The following is a 17,804-nucleotide window of genomic DNA, read 5'->3' as shown; positions in this document are numbered from 1 at the left end:
TGTGCCGCATGAGGAGAGTTGGGGGTGACTGCGGATCTCCCCAGTCTCAAGCGAGGGAACTGAAAACCCTTAATGAATCTGGAATTGACCAGACCCCATCGTAGAACTGGAGTAAATTATGGCAAAAGTTGTTGGCATTGACTTAGGAACAACCAATTCATGCGTGGCAGTAATGGAGGGTGGCAAACCCACTGTAATCGCCAATGCAGAGGGTTTTCGGACTACTCCCTCGGTTGTTGCCTTTGCAAAAAATGGCGATCGCCTAGTCGGTCAGATCGCTAAGCGTCAAGCAGTGATGAACCCTGAGAACACCTTCTATTCAGTGAAGCGGTTCATTGGTCGCCGGTTTGACGAAGTTACTCACGAAGCGACAGAGGTTTCCTACAAAATCCTCAACGTCAATGGCAATGTCAAAATTGACTGCCCGACCGCTGGTAAGCAGTTTGCACCCGAAGAGATTTCGGCTCAGGTGTTACGCAAGCTCGTCGAAGATGCCAGCAAATATTTGGGTGAAACCGTGACTCAGGCGGTGATTACCGTTCCGGCTTACTTCAACGACTCCCAGCGGCAAGCTACTAAAGACGCAGGAAAAATCGCGGGTATTGAAGTCCTCCGAATCATCAACGAGCCAACTGCTGCATCCTTGGCATACGGCTTAGATAAGAAGAGCAATGAAACAGTCCTCGTCTTTGACTTAGGTGGTGGTACGTTCGACGTATCCATCCTAGAGGTTGGTGACGGCGTATTTGAAGTACTGGCAACTTCTGGAGACACTCACCTTGGTGGCGACGACTTTGACAAGAAAATCGTAGACCACCTGGCTGAAGAATTTAGAAGAACCGAAGGAATTGACCTGCGTAAAGACAAGCAGGCTCTACAGCGTCTCACCGAAGCTGCAGAAAAAGCGAAGATTGAGCTTTCTAGCGTGACTCAGGCGGAGATCAACCTGCCCTTCATAACTGCGACTCAGGACGGGCCAAAGCACCTGGACATGACCCTGACTCGCGTCAAGTTTGAAGAACTCTGTGCTGACCTAATCGATCGCTGCCGCGTCCCTGTGGAAGCAGCCATACGTGACTCCAAGCTGGATAAGGGTGCGATCGACGAAATCGTACTAGTAGGTGGTTCTACCCGAATTCCTTCTGTACAGGATCTAGTCAAACGAATTTTGGGCAAAGACCCGAACCAGACTGTTAACCCAGACGAAGTGGTTGCAGTTGGTGCGGCAATTCAGGCGGGTGTGTTGGCAGGCGAAGTGAAAGACATCCTGCTCCTTGACGTAAGTCCCCTCTCCTTGGGTGTGGAAACGCTGGGCGGCGTGATGACCAAGATCATTCCTCGCAATACCACCATTCCAACCAAGAAGTCAGAGGTCTTCTCCACCGCAGCAGACGGTCAAACCAACGTTGAAATCCATGTCCTGCAAGGTGAGCGGGAAATGGCAAACGACAACAAAGACCTGGGTGTGTTCCGTCTAGACGGCATTCCCCCTGCGCCTCGTGGTGTTCCCCAAATCGAAGTAACCTTCGACATCGACGCAAACGGTATCCTTAATGTTCGCGCCAAGGATAAAGGGACTGGCAAAGAACAGTCCATCAGCATCACGGGTGCTTCCACCCTGCCTCAAAATGAAGTCGAGCGGATGGTACGCGAGGCTGAGTCTAATGCAACGGCAGACAAAGAGCGCCGTGAGAAGATCGACATCAAGAACCAGGCAGACTCGCTGGTTTATCAAACCGAGAAGCAAATTGCTGACCTTGGAGACAAGGTACCTGCGGCTGATAAGACTAAGGTTGAGGGCTTGATTAAGGATTTGCGCGAAGCCAGTGCAGGTGAAGACTACGAGAAGATCAAGACACTCACCAGTGAACTTCAGCAAACCTTCTACAGCATCAGCAGTAACCTCTACCAGCAGCAAGGTGGTGATGGCTCTACACCTCCTGGCGGCGGTGGTGCCCCTGGTGCAGATGGTGCGGATGTCCCACCTCCTACAGGTGGCGACGATGATGTGATCGACGCTGAGTTCTCAGAGACCAAGTAGTCGTAACAGCGTTTCTCTAATAAAGAGGCTACAGATGGAAGGGCACTTCGCGGAGGGGGGTGCCCTTCCATCTGTAATCCTAATTCTTGGATTTGGTGTAACGCTGAGCGCTTGAATTAAAAAAGGGAGGGCTCGGCCCTCCCTTTTTTGTGTACCTGTAGCTAGCCTACTTATGAGTACTGGCGTTTGGCATAATAGCGCCTGTCAAATCGGCATTATGCAGATTCGTCTGAGTCATATTGGCATTGATTAAAACCGCTTCTGTTAGGTTTGCCTCGCTCAAGTTTGTCCAGCTTAATCTGGCTCGATACAAATTTGCGCCTCGCAGATTTGCACCTCGCAGAGATGCCCAACTCAAGTTTGCGCCCCGCATGCTGGTGTGAGTCAATATGGCGTTAATTAGATTTGCGCTCATCATTCTGGCACGGCTTAGATCTGCATTCCGTAAATCTGCTTCTTCTAAACTAGCTCCGTTGAACAGGGCCCCAATCAGATTTGCCCCTTCTAAAATTGCTTCGTTCAAAATCGCGTTGGTGAAGTTTGCGCCTTCTAAAATTGCGCTGGTCAAATCTGCGGCAATGAGTTTTGCCCGACTCAAATTGGCTTCATTCAAGTTAGCTTCCCGTAGATTAGCCTTGTTCAGGCTTGCTTCGCCCAAATTTGCGCCTGCCAAGTTGGCATGGTTGAGGTTGGCTTCATTGAGTTTTGTGCCTCTTAGTCCAGATTCGGTCAAATCTGCTTCAGTCAGATCTGCTTGAGTCAAATCTGCCCCAATCAAATTGGTTTCATTTAAAGTCGCCTGAGTCAAATCTGCTCCAAACAGATTGGCTTCGCGTAGGTTAGCCGCACTTAGGTCTGTGCCTCGTAGATCTGCTTTGCTCAGGTTAGCCCGTCGCAAGTTCGCTTCGCGTAGGTCCTGTCCGCTCAGATTTGCCCCAACCAGAGTGACTTCGCGAAAGTCTCTTACCCCGACTGCATACTGGCTTAGCAACTCCTCAGCATCCATACTTACTGCCCTGCGTGACTCAAAACACCACCTTGAACGTGATGTTGCTCTTATGTTGCCCCAATTGACGGGGCGATCGCCCGCATTTTCATTTTGGCGCGTTTGCGTTTCTATTTTGTTGTTCTACAAGGAATTGCATTGGATTTCGGGAAGTTTGCTGGATTTCGCTAACTCTGCGTCTGAGGCGCAGAATTCAAGCCTCAAAATTCAAACCGGTGTCCATCCGGAAAAACTGTTGTGCTGTCTACCTCAGCCCCATCCAAGTCAACGGACTGAGCCCGAAACAGGGTACAGCGGCTCAACTTTGCGCCAATCAGTTTTGCTTGGTCTAAGTTGCTACTATCCAAGCTTGCTCCACTCAGGTCAGCAAAGCTGAGATCAGCGTTACGCAAATCAGCACTTTGAAAATTAGCGCTGAGTAGATTGGCCCGCTGTAATTGACAATTACGTAAATCGGCACGAAATAGGTTCGCTTGCGTCAAGTCTGCATCGGTCAAATTAACAGACTGGAATCTGACATTACTAAGTTCAGCGCCATGCAATATAACTTTTTGCAGATTGGCTCGACCTAAGTTGGCATAAGGCATGTAGACAAGGCTTAAGTTACTTCCTTGGAAGTCAGCATCTTGTAAATTGCACTCAAAGAGATAAGCCTGACTCAAATCTACTTCCTGAAAATCTCGTTGGCCACTAGCGTATTCAGCTAACAGCTCCTCAGCACTCATCCTACGCATACTAGAAGTTTTTTGACACCACAACCGCCACCTTCCGTAGGGAAGATGGAACTGCTCGTTCAAAACAAAAAGTTAAGTATTTGTACTTATTTACAATAGTTTACGAAACACAGGCGGCTTCAGCGCTAAGGTTAACGTTCTTTTTAGATTCTGGGGTTTCTGGAGGCGATCGCCCAGCCGAACCAACCTAATTTCCCGTAGAGCATTCAGCAGAACATTCTTAACTAACTCAGAAGAAATCGCGATGCAGTAGTCATTTTGGCGCTAATTCGCCTACTCTCAAAGAGAAACCCTGTGATTTCACAGGGGCGTAACCCTCATTGCGTTGAGTATGCAAGTTAGCCCACCCCTGTCTACTACCACAACTGCTTCTGATACCCGCTACACGGTGACTTTAGATGTCAGTGGGATGAAGTGTGCAGGCTGTGTCAAAGCAGTCGAAAATCAGCTTGTTCAGCACCCTGGTGTTGTTTCGGCAACTGTCAACCTGGTGACGGAGGTGGCGACGGTAGAGTGTGAGCCAGGACAGGTAGACCCTGCAAAACTAGCAGAGCGGGTAACGGAAATTGGCTTTCCTACTCAACCTCGTGCAGTCGAAGGGACAGCAGGCACCTCTTCTGAGAATCTTCCTGACTTAGCGGAACGGCAGCGGCTAGAAACGCGACAGCATTTCCAGCGAGTGGCGATCGCGGCAACCTTGCTGCTGCTGTCCACGATTGGGCATCTTGACCACTTTAGTTGGGGTACGATTCCTCTCCTTAGCAATATTTGGTTTCATTTTGGGCTGGCAACCCTAACGCTGATCTTTCCCGGCCGCCCAATTTTGATAGATGGCTGGAAAGGGCTGCGGCACAACATTCCTAATATGAATACGCTGGTTAGCTTGGGCACGCTTACGGCTTACACAGCTAGCACGGTGGCGCTGTTTTTTCCGCAGTTGGGCTGGGAGTGCTTTTTTGATGAGCCAGTGATGCTGCTGGGCTTCATTTTGCTGGGACGAACGCTAGAGCAGCAGGCTAGAAGCCGAGCGGCGATCGCCTTTCAGTCTCTACTGGCGTTGAAGCCGACCTTGGCGAGGTTAATTAAGGACACAGGCGAACGGACAACGCAAATCTCTGAGCCTGCACCCGAATCTTCTGCTGTTTTTGCTTTGCATCCTGAAAATAGCATTGAGATTCCTGCTGAGCAGGTGCAGGTTGGCGCATGGCTACAGGTTTTGCCGGGCGAAAAAATTCCGGTCGATGGCGAGGTTGTGGCTGGGCAGACGACGGTCAATGAAGCGATGTTGACGGGTGAAGCAATGCCCGTATTAAAGCAGCCCGGTAATCTAGTAATAGCTGGCAGCTTGAATCAATCGGGTGCGATCGCCCTGAAGGCAACTCGTACAGGCAAAGACACGACGCTATCGCAAATCATTGCCCTGGTTGAAGCGGCCCAAACCCGTAAAGCCCCGATTCAGCGATTGGCTGATACCGTTGCTGGATATTTTACCTACGGTGTGATGGCGATCGCGCTGTTGACCTTCTTGTTCTGGTATTTCGTTGGCATTCCCCTATGGGGTGGGGAATGGGTCATGGGTCATGGGCAATGGGTCATGGGTGGACATGGTGGAATGGCGCATTCGTCGATGGCTCAGGCTGTGTCGGCTGCATCTCCGCTGTTGTTGAGCTTAAAGCTGGCGATCGCGGTTCTGGTAATTGCCTGCCCCTGTGCGTTGGGATTGGCTACACCGACGGCAATCTTAGTCGGTTCGGGAATTGGGGCTGAGCGAGGCTTACTGATTCGAGGCGGTGATGTGCTGGAAAAGGTGCATCAGTTGCAGACCGTTGTATTCGACAAGACTGGCACCCTGACCACTGGGCAGCCAATCGTGACAGACTGTTTGCCGCTATCAGAGATTTCGGAGGCTGGTCTACTGGAGGTTGCAGCAGCAGTTGAGCGCGGCGCACGACATCCTCTGGCTGAGGCGATTCAGCAGCAGGCACAGCAGCAAGGAGTTGCATCTTTGCCTGCCCAAAACTTTTATACTGAGCCAGGATTTGGGGTGTCTGCTCAAGTGGCGGGACAACAGGTTGTTTTAGGTACTCAAAGTTGGCTGACTCAGCAGTCGGTTGAGGTGACTGATGCGGCTCAACAGCGATCGCAAGTCTTGGCAGCAGCAGGCAAGACGGTTGTGTATGTAGCGATAGAGGGCCAATTAGCGGGGCTAATTGGCGTTCAAGATACGCTGCGCCCGGATGCAAAAGCAACGGTCGAGCGGCTTCGACGAATGGGGTTGCGGGTGGTGCTGTTAACAGGCGATCAGCGAGCGGTGGCTGAGGCGATCGCCATTCCTCTCGGCTTGGTAGCTGAAGATGTGCTGGCAGAGGTACGACCCGACGGTAAAGCAGCGGCGATCGCCCAAATCCAGGCTGAAGGACAATTTGTCGCAATGGTGGGTGATGGCATTAACGATGCTCCAGCCTTGGCTCAGGCAGATGTAGGAATTTCGCTCAACTCAGCGACCGACGTGGCGATTGAGGCGGCTGAAATTGTGCTGATGCGCGATCGCCTGATAGATGTCGTCGAGTCAATCCAGCTCAGCCGTGCTACCTTCAATAAAATTCGTCAGAATTTGTTTTGGGCATTCGCCTACAACACTCTGGGTATTCCGATTGCGGCAGGGGTTTTGTTACCCTCTTTAGGAGTAATTCTTAGTCCTGCTACAGCGGGAGCGTTCATGGCGTTTAGTTCTGTTAGCGTAGTCACTAACTCTCTGCTGCTACGCCGCACTACCCGCAATATCTAGTAGTTTTTGAGAATGCAGACGTTAACGGGAATTAACTCTAAATGTAAGCGTCTGGCAGTTAGACTAATCTGAGAATCAAGGGCAATCCGGCTGAGAGACTTGAACTCTAGATCAGAAATGGATATAACTACGGTTAAACAATTTCGGAAACTCTGAAGTTTGTCCCTCTGCGGAATCCATAGCACGAATTGAGTAGAGAAAGTAAGCTAATTCAGCAAGCTTAACTGGGTTGTAACAGAAGAACGCCATCTAGCTTCATAAATATCAACTTCCAACCTGGCACCTCTTTCCCTGGTTTTCTGTCCTAACTCGTTAGTCACGCTAGCAATTTCTCAATGGCTTCAAAACCGCGACAAATCCATCTGTTAATCATTGAGGATGATAAGGGTCGTCAAGAATATCATCTAGATGGCTCGACTTACTCGATTGGCAGAGATCCAAGTTGTGATATTCGGCTTGTTTCGCATTTTGTATCGCGTCATCATGCCACCCTTAAACGGGTGATGCATGACGATGACACCTGCTCCTACCAGATCGTGGACGGCAACTTCAAGGGAAAGCCTAGCTCTAACGGTATTTTTATCAATGGGCGCAGGCTACCCAAGCGAGACTTGCAGCACGAAGACAAAATCGTTTTCGGACCACAAGTCTATGCAATTTACTATTTACTCAAGCGGGATGCAATTATGACGATTCCTCCGGGCGAGTTTGATGACATTACCTTGATCAACCCGCGCACGGCAGGTGAGCTTGAAGATGCTGCTCGTTAACGATAGAACCGCAAACTTCAGACAGCTCAATCTTGACGGTCTAATTTCAACAATTTTCGACGATTCACCTTTGCTGAAGTAGTTCTACTTTGCATTCACCCTTGGGTCAAATTAAGGGGAATTTCAATGCTTGTTTACACTACTTAGCCTAAACATTGGCTTGAAAGGGGTTTGACCGTTTAAACTGGGCTGGTAGTTACAAGTAATCGATAAGTCAGGATAAAAGTTCTTTACTTTTCGGTTCAGCCGTTTATTCCAGGTCTACCTATTTGGCAAATTCTGTGTTCCTGAAATATATTTAGTCGCACTACCGATTTTTCAATGGCTTCAGAACCACACCAAAACCATTTACTGATTATTGAAGACGACAAGGGTCGGCGGGAGTTTACTCTAGACAGCCCCGTCTACTCGATTGGTCGAGATCCCAAGTGCGATATTCGATTGGTTTCTCAGTTTGTCTCTCGTCGTCATGCCACGCTTGTACAGCTTCCCAATGAGGATGGCAGCTACTATTACCGAATTGTGGACGGCAATCTTAAGGGCAAGCCAAGCGCTAATGGCTTACTGATCAATGGACGAAAGTTACAGGCGCATGATCTGACAGACGAAGATAAGATCGTGTTTGGCCCAAATGTTCATGCCATCTATTACTTGCTTAAGCGAGACGCAATTTCTACGGTGCCGCCCGATGAGTATGATATTACTTTGATCAGCCCTGGCATGGTTGGAGATCCTGAGGACTAAGGATTAAAAATTTAAACTAAGCGAGTTCAGGCATTAATGCCTGAACTATTTTTATGCTTGTTTTTAGGACAACTTGAGGCAATGTTTAACAGCGGTATTAAAGCTTGCCCGTTTTTTGACTTAAATTAATGCACTTTAATTGATGCATTTAGCTTGCGGCACTTTCAACCAAGTGCCACTTTCCGTTATTGGCGATCGCCTGGTTGACCAGGTCAAACATCTGCCGACAGTGATTGTTTGTCTGTAAAGGCAATTCCTCGTTTTTGACCACAAAACTCATCCGCACCTCTTCCTCAGTGGTCGGAAATCTGTCGATCAGCACTTCTACCGTCACTAATTTGGCAAAGGAAACACCACCCGGCACTTCACGCGCCATCAGATAGTCTCCTGTGTCATAGATCACATCCAAATTACACGAGGTTAGGATGTCGGTCAGCAACTGCCGAAGGTGCTCAAAGGGAACTTCGATTGTAAATAGACTTGTGTAGCGAGCCATAGGAAACCCCGGGCGTGCGACAACGTAAACAACTCATACGAGCCTGAATTCAAGATTATAGTCAAGAGTCAGACATAACAAAAGCAAAATCAGGTTTTTCCCGATATTTGCTGAATGGCTTGAAGCCACTTATAGCATACTAGCCCCTGATCCTTATGAATAGGGATGTGGAAAACAGGCGAACAAACTCTACTAGCCATCCCCCTTTTGGGGGAGATTTGCCTTGCAAATTGTCTGGCTGCTCTAGAGACAATTCAAGGGCTATAAGAAACTTACATTCATCAAGCTTGCTCTTCAGGCTACTAATTAATTTAATTAGCAGCAAGTTTCTAAAGAATTTAGGTTCTTTCGATCGGTTAAGCTACTACTTCTGTATGACCTTAGCGAAAATTGTTCAACTACGCTTCTGTCTAGTTGCTGAAGCTGGTGGACTGAGGACCGATGAATTTAAACAAGTGCTGATGATCAAATGCAAGGCAAATTAATCGTATTTGAGGGAGTGGAAGGGAGTGGAAAAACAACGCAACTGCGGCGATCGCAGTCCTGGTTGCTGGATAGCCCTTGGTTCAACCGGCTACAAACTCAAGGTTACGTTTCTCACCTGGTTGTCACTCGGCAACCGGGCGGTACTAATTTGGGGCAGTCAGTTCGCCAACTTTTGCTGCATTCGTCCCAATCCCCGATTCAAGATCGGGCTGAGCTATTGCTCTATGCAGCCGATCGCGCCCAGCATGTCGAAGAGTCGCTAAGACCCCAGCTTCAGCAGGGAGCGCTGATTCTATGCGATCGCTACACTGATTCCACAGTGGCTTACCAGGGCTATGGGCGGGGATTGGACTTAAACCTGATTCAGCAGCTTAATCAAGTTGCCACAGGGGGCTTAGAGAGCAACCTAACCCTGTGGTTTGATCTGGATGTAGAGCAAGGGTTAGCGCGTACTAAACTCCGGGGTACTGCCGACCGGATCGAGCAAGACAGTCTGGCATTTCATCAACGGGTGCAGCAGGGCTTCACCGAACTAGCTCGCGCCAACCCCAACCGAATTGTGCGGATCGATGCGAGTCGCAGCGAAGCGGAAGTCAGTGAACAAGTTCAGGCGGTGTTACAGAGATGGTTAATGCAGTGGTATCCAGCGCTTTTACTCCACTCATAGGTCAGGCTCCAGCAGTTGAGCTACTGACCCGTGCGGTGGTGCAGAACCGCATTGCTCCCGCATACTTATTTGCTGGCTCACAGGGGGTCGGGCGCAGTTTGGCGGCACGATGCTTTGCTGAATTACTGCTGTTTAATCCGCAGAAGTCTACTGCTTCCCTGCGCCATCGAATTCAGCAGGGCAACCACCCAGATTTGCTCTGGGTCGAGCCGACCTATCTGCATCAGGGTAAGCTGCTGAGTCCGGCTGAGGCAGCCGAAGCGGGACTCAAGCGCAAGAGTCCACCTGTGATTCGGCTGGAGCAGGTGCGGCAAATTGCTCAATTTCTGGGTCGTCCGCCTTTAGAAGCGCCTCGCTCAGTGGTGGTGCTAAATCAAGCAGAAACGATGGCAGAAGCTGCGGCAAACGGGTTGCTGAAAACGCTGGAGGAGCCAGGACAGGCAACGCTGATTTTGCTTGCGCCCAGCATTGATGCTTTGTTGCCGACGCTGGTGTCTCGCTGTCAGAGGATTCCGTTTTACCGACTGAGCGAGGAAAATCTGGCTCAGGTGTTGACTCAAGCGGGACAAACAGAAATTTTGCAGCAGCCACAGGTGCTAACGATCGCCCAAGGCAGTCCCGGAGAGGCGATCGCCAGTTGGCAGCAGCTCCAAGCTATCCCCTCAGAATTGCTCGACGCAGCCACCCAGATTCCTCGTTCGGTGCGGGCAGCTTTAGAATTGGCGCGGCAAATTGACAAAACGTTAGATACTGAAACCCAGCTTTGGCTGATTACCTATCTTCAGCATCGCTACTGGCAGGCTCAAGCTAAGCCAGGTTTGTTGCAGCAGCTAGAAACAGCCCGTCGTCACCTCTTAAACAGCGTCCAGCCGCGTCTGGTTTGGGAGGTGACGCTGATGGCAATGGTGGATCTCTAAACAGGGTTTCTAACTTGCCCTTTCTAACTTGCCCCTGCGAAAGATGGCAGTCTTATACAAAAAGGCTACTCTGCCGAGGTACGTCAAAGTACCTTGTAGCCAACCATTTGAGGAGCCGTTTTATGAAGGGATTGAAGGGCAAAAATGTTTTGGTGACGGGGGCAACGTCTGGAATTGGGCAAGCGATCGCCGTTCGGTTTGCTCAGGAAGGGGCAAACGTCGCGCTCAACTACCGCAAAAGCCCAGAAGATGCAGAACAAACGCAAGCCATGATTGACGACGTGTGCAGTCAGGTCAAAGGCTGCGGAGTCAAGGATTTTCCGGTGCAGGGAGATGTCTCCAAAGAGGAAGACATCATCGAAATGGTAGACGAAGTAGTTGGGCAGTTGGGCAGCCTTGACATTCTTATCAACAATGCCGGTATTCAAACCGAGTCACCTTCTCACGAAATCGAAGCGGCTGACTTTGACCGAGTGCTGAATGTGAACCTGCGTGGAGCCTATCTTTGTGCTAGACAAGCCTTGAAACATTTTCTGGCGCACCAACGACCTGGAGTGATCATCAACGTCTCCAGCGTCCATGAAATTATTCCTCGTCCCCTCTACTTGAGCTACTCGATCAGCAAAGGAGGCATGGAGAATATGACCCGTTCGTTAGCGCTGGAATACGCCGATCGCGGAATTCGGGTGAATGCGATCGCTCCTGGTGCAACGATTACTCCGATTAACGAGTCCTGGGTTAACGATTCTGAAGAAAGGGCGATCGTAGAGAGTCACATCCCAATGGGACGGGCAGGCACCGCTGAAGAAATGGCAGCAATTACAGCATTCTTAGCGTCCGATGAAGCAGCCTATGTGACTGGGCAAACACTGTTTGTAGACGGTGGACTGACTCTTTACGCCGATTTCCGCACCCCTTGGTCGGCATAAAAAATTAGGGGCGAACGGTCAGCGTTAGAAAGCGTAAGGGCGAACCACCGTTCGCCCCCACAGTACAAAATTGGTAGGTTTGGTGAAGCAAAGTGGAACCTAACATCCCCAGGACATTGAATTTCATTCTTCAACTCAACCTACGCAAGTTATTTAATCTTGGTTTCTTAAGCGATCTCAAGCAACTGGATGTCAAAGGTTAAATCTTCCCCAGCGAGCGGGTGGTTTGCGTCCAGCGTAATTTGTGAATCAGAAACGTCAGTTACTACAACGGGAATGGTTTGTCCGGTTTGCTGGCGGATTTGCAACTGTTGCCCGACCCCAACCTGCATATCTTCGGGCATCTGCTGCCGATCGACAACCAAGACCATATCTTCGCGATGCTCCCCATAGGCTTGCTCCGCCGCAATGTGCTCGGTTTTGGATTCGCCAGGGGTCATCCCAATGACAGCCTGCTCAAATCCAGGAATGAGGCTACCTGTGCCGATGGAAAACTCTAGTGGCTCACGATTGACCGAAGAATCAAAAACTGTGCCGTCCTCTAGCTTGCCTGTGTAGTGAACCTTTACAGTGTCACCTTGCTTTGCGTGTGTCATGGACTCTTCTCCTTGTCCTGGAGTTTTTGAACGTCGAAACATTCCAACCACCTTAGCGAAGGAAGTGAATAATTCCCAGTTGCGTTAATGTCAATTTAAAGAGTTGCGTGGTCTGAATGTCGTTAGATGTGCTTATTCTCACTTAGCGGACATATCAGTCTATCCCAAGGTTGAGCTTCTGCAGAATTGGAAATGCTTATGCTGCTTGAGTTAAGGGTAGCTAACAGTGTCTTGACAGAACGCTGATATTTCTTGAGGTCCTGCTCATTTTTGCTTGAAACAAAGGGGGTTGAGCCGCTTCATTGCCAAACTGACCACCCGTGAGCTTGATTTATCCTGGTTGACTGGCAAAACTCCCGAAACTACGGGCATATCGTAGGTTGGGTGAAGCGAATGCGTAACCCGACAGAATCCAGGTGGGTGTTCGGTTTCACGTTGTTTTACCCAACCTACATCAGAAGATTTGTCAGTCAACCAGCTTTATCTGTGGTCAGGCTAACTTCACTTCTGACTGAGCTGACCTCACTTCTGACTAAGCTGGCTTCACTTCTGACTAAGCTGGCTTCGTCGTTGGATAGGCTAACCTCACTTCTGACTAGGCTAGCTTCACTTTTGATTAAGCTATCTTCACGGTTCATTGGGCTGGCTTCGTCGCTGGCTAGGCTGGCTTTGCTATTTGTTGAGTTGGCTTCGATTTAGGCTGAGTTAGCTAGGGAAAGAGTTGGCGGTAATTACACGAACCTTGGACTTAGCCAGGAACTACAAGCCGTTTTTGCCGATAAATTACTGACGAATTCCTGTGTGCGGGTAGTGTGCCGATGTCGTTACAATCCCAAAGGAAAACAAACCACTGAGGAGTATGCAGGACGCGGACGTAATTGTAATTGGTAGCGGTGTGGGTGGACTAGTCGCTGGGGCATTGCTGTCGCGCTACGGGCGAAAGGTTTTGGTGTGTGAGAGCCATGCAATTCCGGGTGGTGCGGCTCACAGTTTTTCACGGCAGGGGTTTCAGTTTGATTCTGGGCCGTCGTTTTACTGTGGACTGAGCGATCGCCACTCTCTTAATCCCCTGCGTCAGGTACTCGATGCCTTGGAGGAGCCAGTAGCCGCTGTTCCCTATGACCCATTCGGTCACTACCATTTTCCTGATGGCACCTTTCCTGTATACGGCAATGCAGAGCGCTATCGATCAGCGATCGCCCAGGTCACACCTTCCGGGGCGCAGCAGTTCGCCAAATTAGAACAGCGGCTGCTTTCGCTCTATGAAGCGCTGCGCGAAATTCCTACTTTGGCACTACGGGCAGACCTAAATTTGATTCCGGTGCTGTTGAGTCGTTATCCGTTGGCATTGCTGAAGCTATTGCCCCAGCTTGGCGTAATTCAAGGATCGGTTGGGGATTTAATGGATCAAGCGGTGCGCGATCCCTGGGTGCGGCGACTGATCGATCTGGAATGTTTTTTGCTGTCGGGGCTAAAGGCGCACGGCACGATCGCCCCTGAAGTTGCTTTTATGTTTGGGGAGCGATCGCACTCTGTAATTGATTACCCGGTGGGCGGCAGTGGGGCGATCGTGCAGGCACTCGTGCGTGGACTGGAGCGCTGGGGCGGCAAACTGCGGCTAAATGCTCACGTTGAAGAAATTCTAGTTGAACAGGGCAAGGCAGTTGGAATTCGGCTCAAGTCAGGAGAAACGCTCAAAGCGCCCATCGTGATCTCCAACGCGACTCTGTGGGACACCTACACCAGACTATTGAAGCCCGAACACTTACCTGCCGATTACCGTCGTGCGGCACTCGCCACGCCAACAGTGGATAGCTTTATGCACCTGCACCTGGGAATTCGGGCAGACGGACTGGAAGACTTGACGGGACACCATGTGGTTGTCCACAGTGCTGAGCAGGACATCACCGTCCCCGGAAACACCTGCATGATTTCGATTCCCTCGGTGTGGGATGCTAGCCTTGCGCCAACAGGACATCATGTAATTCATGCCTACACCTTGGAGCCTTACACGAACTGGCAACGGGGCGAAGGCTATGAGGCGCAAAAGCAGGAGCGATCGCAATCTCTCTTTCAGGCGATAGAGCAAGTGATTCCCGATGTGCGATCGCGAATTACTCTAGAGCTAATCGGTACGCCGCTGACCCATGCTCGGTTTTTGCGTCGGCATCAGGGGACATACGGTCCGGCGATCGCTGCGGGACAGGGGATGTTTCCCAGCAATCAGACCCCAATTCCTGGACTTTATCGTGTCGGTGACAGCACCATGCCTGGAATCGGCGTTCCAGCGGTAGCCGCTTCTGGGATTCTCTGCGCTAACACGCTGATCAAGCCGCAGCAAACCGCAGAGTTGCTTCACTAATTCAGTCAGGGTTGCAGTGTTAAATTCGCTTATTGTTGATTTTCGGGGTGAACTGGCTGCTCTCAGTGCAGCCTTGATTTGGGCGCTCGCCTCCGTCGTTTACATCAGCTTGGGCAAGCAACTGTCGCCGCTGGTGCTGAATCTGAGCAAAAGTGCGATCGCCGTTGTACTGATTTTGCTGACGCTAGGACTGCGCGGTGATTTTTTGCCTGATACAACTCCTGCGGCTGTGGGGTTGTTGATTCTAAGTGGAGTAATCGGAATTGGGTTTGGCGATACGGCTTTTTTTGAAGCGCTGAATTGCCTCGGAGCTAGACGCTGTTTACTGATGGAGGCACTGGCACCCCCGCTCACAGCGCTACTGGCGCTGATCTTCTTAGGCGAACAATTAACCGCTTTGTCTTATTTGGGAATTGGACTGACAGTTGCAGGCGTTTCCTGGGTGATCGTGGAACGGGTGCCCGATAGAGTGGAACGTTTATCCGACAGAGGGCAAGGTAACTTTCGTCCGCTGCGAGGCATAGGGTTTGGCATGATTGCAGCTTTGGGGCAGGCAGGCGGTTCTGTGATGTCTAGAGCTGCTCTGGCAGGAACGGAAATTAGTCCGCTCTGGAGTTCGTTGATTCGGCTGGTGGCGGGGGTAGTAGTGCTGTTGGTCTGGGCAGTGATTCAGCAGCGTGGCAAGCAGGGTTTTCGACCGCTGCGATCGCCCCGTTTGCTAGCAATTCTGACCCTTGCTGCATTCTTCAGTACCTATCTAGCAATTTGGCTTCAGCAAACCGCTTTCAAATTTACTGCCGCTGGGATCGCTCAAGCGCTCAGTGCTACTAGTCCGCTGTTTGTGATCCCCGTGGCGATGTGGATGGGCGATCGCGTCAGTCCACGAGCAATTTTGGGCGTTTTGATCACTTTGGGCGGGGTTTGGCTACTGTTTGGGTGATGATGTCAGCGCCAACTCCGGGAATGTAAGTGATAACAATTCCCTAAAGTAAGGCAACAGCCTGGGTAAGGACGTTTCGCGAAACGCCCTTACAGGGATGATTGATGTGTAACCCAGAGTTAGAAAAGTGGTATTACTTGGAATTGCTGTAAAGCAAATTTAATCGCCGCTGTGCCGTTTCTAAGGCAGCTTCGGGAGTGCTTTGTCCTAGTAGCGTTGCCTCGATCGCCCGTCCTAAGTTTTCGGAAACCCGACTGTAGCCTGCAAAGATGGGGCGCGATCGCCCATTCTCAGCCTGTTTAAGAAACACGTCAACGGCAGGTTGCTCAATAATAAATTCCTGGTAGGGCTGACTTTGGCGCGATCGCAAATTGACGGGCAAGTAGCCTGTACCAATTGCCCACTGGGTTTGAAACTGCTCACTGGCGACAAATTCAGCAAAGGTAAAAGCGGCTCGTTCGTGGGCAGACGTAGTGTTAAAGATGAACAGGTTTTCTCCACCGACGCTGGTTGCTGCTCTTTCCTGCACTGGGATTGGCATCACCGCAAAATCGACTCCAGTTGCCTGAAGCTGACCCAGCGTCCACGGGCCAGTCAACTGCATGGCGACTCGTCCTGCCAAAAAGCCATCTAGCTCATAGCCACGTTCGGGCTGCGAGAGAATGGCTGAACCGTCATCGATCAGATCGCGCCAAAAGTGGAGAGCAGCGATCGCCCCCGGATTCACCAGATTTAGATCAGCCGCATCGTCAGCGGTAATGTCACCGCCACCGCTCCACATAAACGGCAGCCAGTTAAATACCGTCCATTCCCCTTTTCCCAGAGGTAGCAGAATGCCGTGTTGCGTTTGTCCATTCACTTGGCGAGTCAGCGTTTTGGCAACCTGCCGGAATTCTTCCCAAGTCGTCGGTAGCTCAGTAATTCCTGCCGCTTCAAACAAACTGGGACGGTAGAAAACTCCTACGTTGTTTGTCCCAAATGGCACAGACCAGGTGTGACCCTCTAACTGCATCGACTCAAACAGCGCCGGATCGATCTGTTCCCGCATAGGCGACTCCGCCAACCATTCCTCGATCGGCCGGATCGCTCCCAGTTCGATCAGCTGACCCGTAATCGTTGGCGCGTACCACAACATGTCGGGCGACGCATTGCCCACGACAGCCGCCAGAATTTTGGGCATTTGCTGGTCACCCTGCCCAACATAGAGCGATTCCACTTGGATGGCTGAATGAGTCTGGTTAAATTCGTCTACCAACTCTTGCAGCACATCTCGGTTGGGTGGCGGGTTAACCCCGTGCCAAAGCGTCAAATGAATCACGCCATCTGCGTCAGGGTCGGTTGCTGCACAGCCCGTTAGAGCAATCAGACAAACACTGAGGCAAATAGCAATTAACGCGCTGGCAATGCTAGAAAGTGTTCTTTTTGGAGAAAAAGTCATGCCGATGAAGAAAGTCCATTCCTTTAGAGCTTACGCAACTATGGGTGGAACGGACGAGGCTATAGTTGTGACCCTGTAACTCTTTCTAGACAGCGATCGCCAAGGGCTCATACCGCTCGCCCGGTTGCAAATCAACTACCTGGGTAGAGAGCTGATGCTGGGCTAAGAGCGATCGCAGCTCTTCAATGCTGCCGCCTGCGCGCAAGAGCGACTGTAAAATGCCTTCAAATTGGACATCTCCGCCTGCTGCTGTGGGTAAAAGCACTTTGGGCTGTAGCCATTGCACAACCTCTAAAACAGTCTTTTTACCTTGAATGACGGGACCAAGCAGCGGTATTTCTAAAGTGACGACGGGAGTAATCACTACATCAACGGGAGCAAATTCTTTGATCGAAGGGGAGTGGTATCCGTGCGGTTCGTAGTAAAGCTTGGTGCCTGCGGTTAAGTCTTTTAGCAAGTAGCCATTCTCAGTTAGCAGAGGACCGATGGGTGAACCGGGGGTCGCGCGGATTTCCAGATTTTCGACTGCTGTGGTTTTTCCGTGCGCTAGAGTTGTCACCTGGGTATAGCCCAAACCTTGCACAACCTTTGCGGCACTGGGAGAAGCAACGACGGGTATTTGGCGATCGAGCCGCTCAAGTGTGGCGGGATGGGCGTGGTCTTCTAGCCCCTGGGACAGCAAAATCAGATCAATGGAGTCAGGAATGAGGCGAGGCGATCGCCGTTCTCCCTTAAACAGCCAGTTCATGTTGCCAAACACTAGCGGACCAACTAGCCAGGGATCAAGCAAAACTCGCTTTCCGCCCATCTCAATCAGCCAGGAATTGCTGTCTAACCAGGTTAAGTGCATGACGCTTTCGTGAAGTAACTGACTCTATTGTAAGGAATTG

Annotated in this window: 16 protein-coding genes and 1 pseudogene; 9 read left to right on the top strand and 8 right to left on the bottom strand. The window is 50.6% G+C overall.

Translation table 11 applies throughout. The features are described 5' to 3' along the window. Positions 1-118 precede the first annotated feature (118 nt). Positions 119-2,041, top strand: a complete 1,923-nt coding sequence (gene dnaK, locus H6F93_RS13450) for a molecular chaperone DnaK (RefSeq protein ID WP_190646275.1) — start codon at positions 119-121, stop codon at positions 2,039-2,041. 166 nt (positions 2,042-2,207) lie between these two features. Here dnaK and H6F93_RS13445 read toward each other — a convergent pair whose 3' ends face one another. Beyond that, positions 2,208-3,047, bottom strand: a complete 840-nt coding sequence (locus tag H6F93_RS13445) for a pentapeptide repeat-containing protein (RefSeq protein WP_190681397.1) — start codon at positions 3,045-3,047, stop codon at positions 2,208-2,210. Positions 3,048-3,247: 200 nt separating this feature from the next. After that, positions 3,248-3,772, bottom strand: coding sequence for a pentapeptide repeat-containing protein (locus tag H6F93_RS13440; RefSeq protein ID WP_199313689.1), 525 nt, complete (start codon positions 3,770-3,772; stop codon positions 3,248-3,250). 340 nt (positions 3,773-4,112) lie between these two features. On the opposite strand from H6F93_RS13440, the gene H6F93_RS13435 reads away from it, so the two are divergent. The 3 genes from H6F93_RS13435 (at position 4,113) to H6F93_RS13425 (ending at position 8,083) form a co-directional block, all read left to right on the top strand. Continuing rightward, positions 4,113-6,569 carry a heavy metal translocating P-type ATPase gene (locus H6F93_RS13435; protein WP_190681393.1) on the top strand — a complete coding sequence of 819 codons (2,457 nt, stop codon included), beginning with the start codon at positions 4,113-4,115 and terminating at the stop codon, positions 6,567-6,569. Positions 6,570-6,904: 335 nt separating this feature from the next. Next, entirely contained in the window at positions 6,905-7,339 is a 435-nt protein-coding gene (locus H6F93_RS13430) for an FHA domain-containing protein (RefSeq protein ID WP_190646279.1), read from the top strand. Between the two features lie 321 nt (positions 7,340-7,660). Beyond that, a complete protein-coding gene (locus tag H6F93_RS13425) occupies positions 7,661-8,083 on the top strand; it encodes an FHA domain-containing protein (RefSeq protein WP_190646280.1) in 423 nt (140 codons plus the stop codon). A gap of 148 nt (positions 8,084-8,231) precedes the next feature. On the opposite strand, the gene H6F93_RS13420 is transcribed toward H6F93_RS13425, so the two are convergent. Then, positions 8,232-8,579, bottom strand: a complete 348-nt coding sequence (locus H6F93_RS13420) for a hypothetical protein (protein ID WP_190646281.1) — start codon at positions 8,577-8,579, stop codon at positions 8,232-8,234. A gap of 469 nt (positions 8,580-9,048) precedes the next feature. Here H6F93_RS13420 and tmk point away from each other — a divergent pair, with 469 nt between their 5' ends. From tmk to H6F93_RS13405, 3 genes are all read left to right on the top strand, one after another. Then, positions 9,049-9,732 (top strand): dTMP kinase, encoded by a 684-nt coding sequence (tmk, locus tag H6F93_RS13415; RefSeq protein ID WP_190681392.1) that lies wholly within the window; start codon positions 9,049-9,051, stop codon positions 9,730-9,732. Next, positions 9,690-10,649: a DNA polymerase III subunit delta' gene (gene holB / locus H6F93_RS13410; RefSeq protein WP_190681389.1), complete on the top strand. Its 960-nt coding sequence runs from the start codon at positions 9,690-9,692 to the stop codon at positions 10,647-10,649. The genes tmk and holB overlap by 43 nt, the downstream gene beginning before the upstream one ends. Before the next feature lie 122 nt (positions 10,650-10,771). Continuing rightward, positions 10,772-11,578: a glucose 1-dehydrogenase gene (locus H6F93_RS13405; RefSeq protein WP_190646284.1), complete on the top strand. Its 807-nt coding sequence runs from the start codon at positions 10,772-10,774 to the stop codon at positions 11,576-11,578. A 4-nt stretch (positions 11,579-11,582) separates the two neighbouring features. Here H6F93_RS13405 and H6F93_RS34655 read toward each other — a convergent pair whose 3' ends face one another. The 3 genes and pseudogenes from H6F93_RS34655 to H6F93_RS13395 form a co-directional block, all read right to left on the bottom strand. Then, on the bottom strand, positions 11,583-11,705 hold the full coding sequence (locus tag H6F93_RS34655; RefSeq protein WP_277882847.1) for a hypothetical protein: 123 nt from the start codon (positions 11,703-11,705) through the stop codon (positions 11,583-11,585). Positions 11,706-11,745: 40 nt separating this feature from the next. Beyond that, a pseudogene (locus tag H6F93_RS13400) lies at positions 11,746-12,153 on the bottom strand (FKBP-type peptidyl-prolyl cis-trans isomerase); the annotation flags it as partial. Between the two features lie 491 nt (positions 12,154-12,644). Beyond that, on the bottom strand, positions 12,645-12,812 hold the full coding sequence (locus H6F93_RS13395) for a hypothetical protein (protein WP_190681387.1): 168 nt from the start codon (positions 12,810-12,812) through the stop codon (positions 12,645-12,647). 221 nt (positions 12,813-13,033) lie between these two features. On the opposite strand from H6F93_RS13395, the gene H6F93_RS13390 reads away from it, so the two are divergent. Next, entirely contained in the window at positions 13,034-14,536 is a 1,503-nt protein-coding gene (locus H6F93_RS13390) for a phytoene desaturase family protein (protein WP_190681385.1), read from the top strand. A gap of 16 nt (positions 14,537-14,552) precedes the next feature. Then, positions 14,553-15,476 carry an EamA family transporter gene (locus H6F93_RS13385; RefSeq protein WP_190681383.1) on the top strand — a complete coding sequence of 308 codons (924 nt, stop codon included), beginning with the start codon at positions 14,553-14,555 and terminating at the stop codon, positions 15,474-15,476. 133 nt (positions 15,477-15,609) lie between these two features. On the opposite strand, the gene H6F93_RS13380 is transcribed toward H6F93_RS13385, so the two are convergent. Next, positions 15,610-16,914 (bottom strand): ABC transporter substrate-binding protein, encoded by a 1,305-nt coding sequence (locus tag H6F93_RS13380; RefSeq protein WP_190681381.1) that lies wholly within the window; start codon positions 16,912-16,914, stop codon positions 15,610-15,612. An 85-nt stretch (positions 16,915-16,999) separates the two neighbouring features. Then, positions 17,000-17,764: an MBL fold metallo-hydrolase gene (locus H6F93_RS13375; RefSeq protein ID WP_190681379.1), complete on the bottom strand. Its 765-nt coding sequence runs from the start codon at positions 17,762-17,764 to the stop codon at positions 17,000-17,002. Between the last annotated feature and the right edge of the window lie 40 nt (positions 17,765-17,804).

Origin of the sequence: Leptolyngbya sp. FACHB-671 (genome assembly GCF_014695745.1) — a bacterium.
GTDB lineage: Bacteria > Cyanobacteriota > Cyanobacteriia > Elainellales > Elainellaceae > JAAUTN01.
This window is presented reverse-complemented; position numbering and strand designations above follow the sequence as displayed.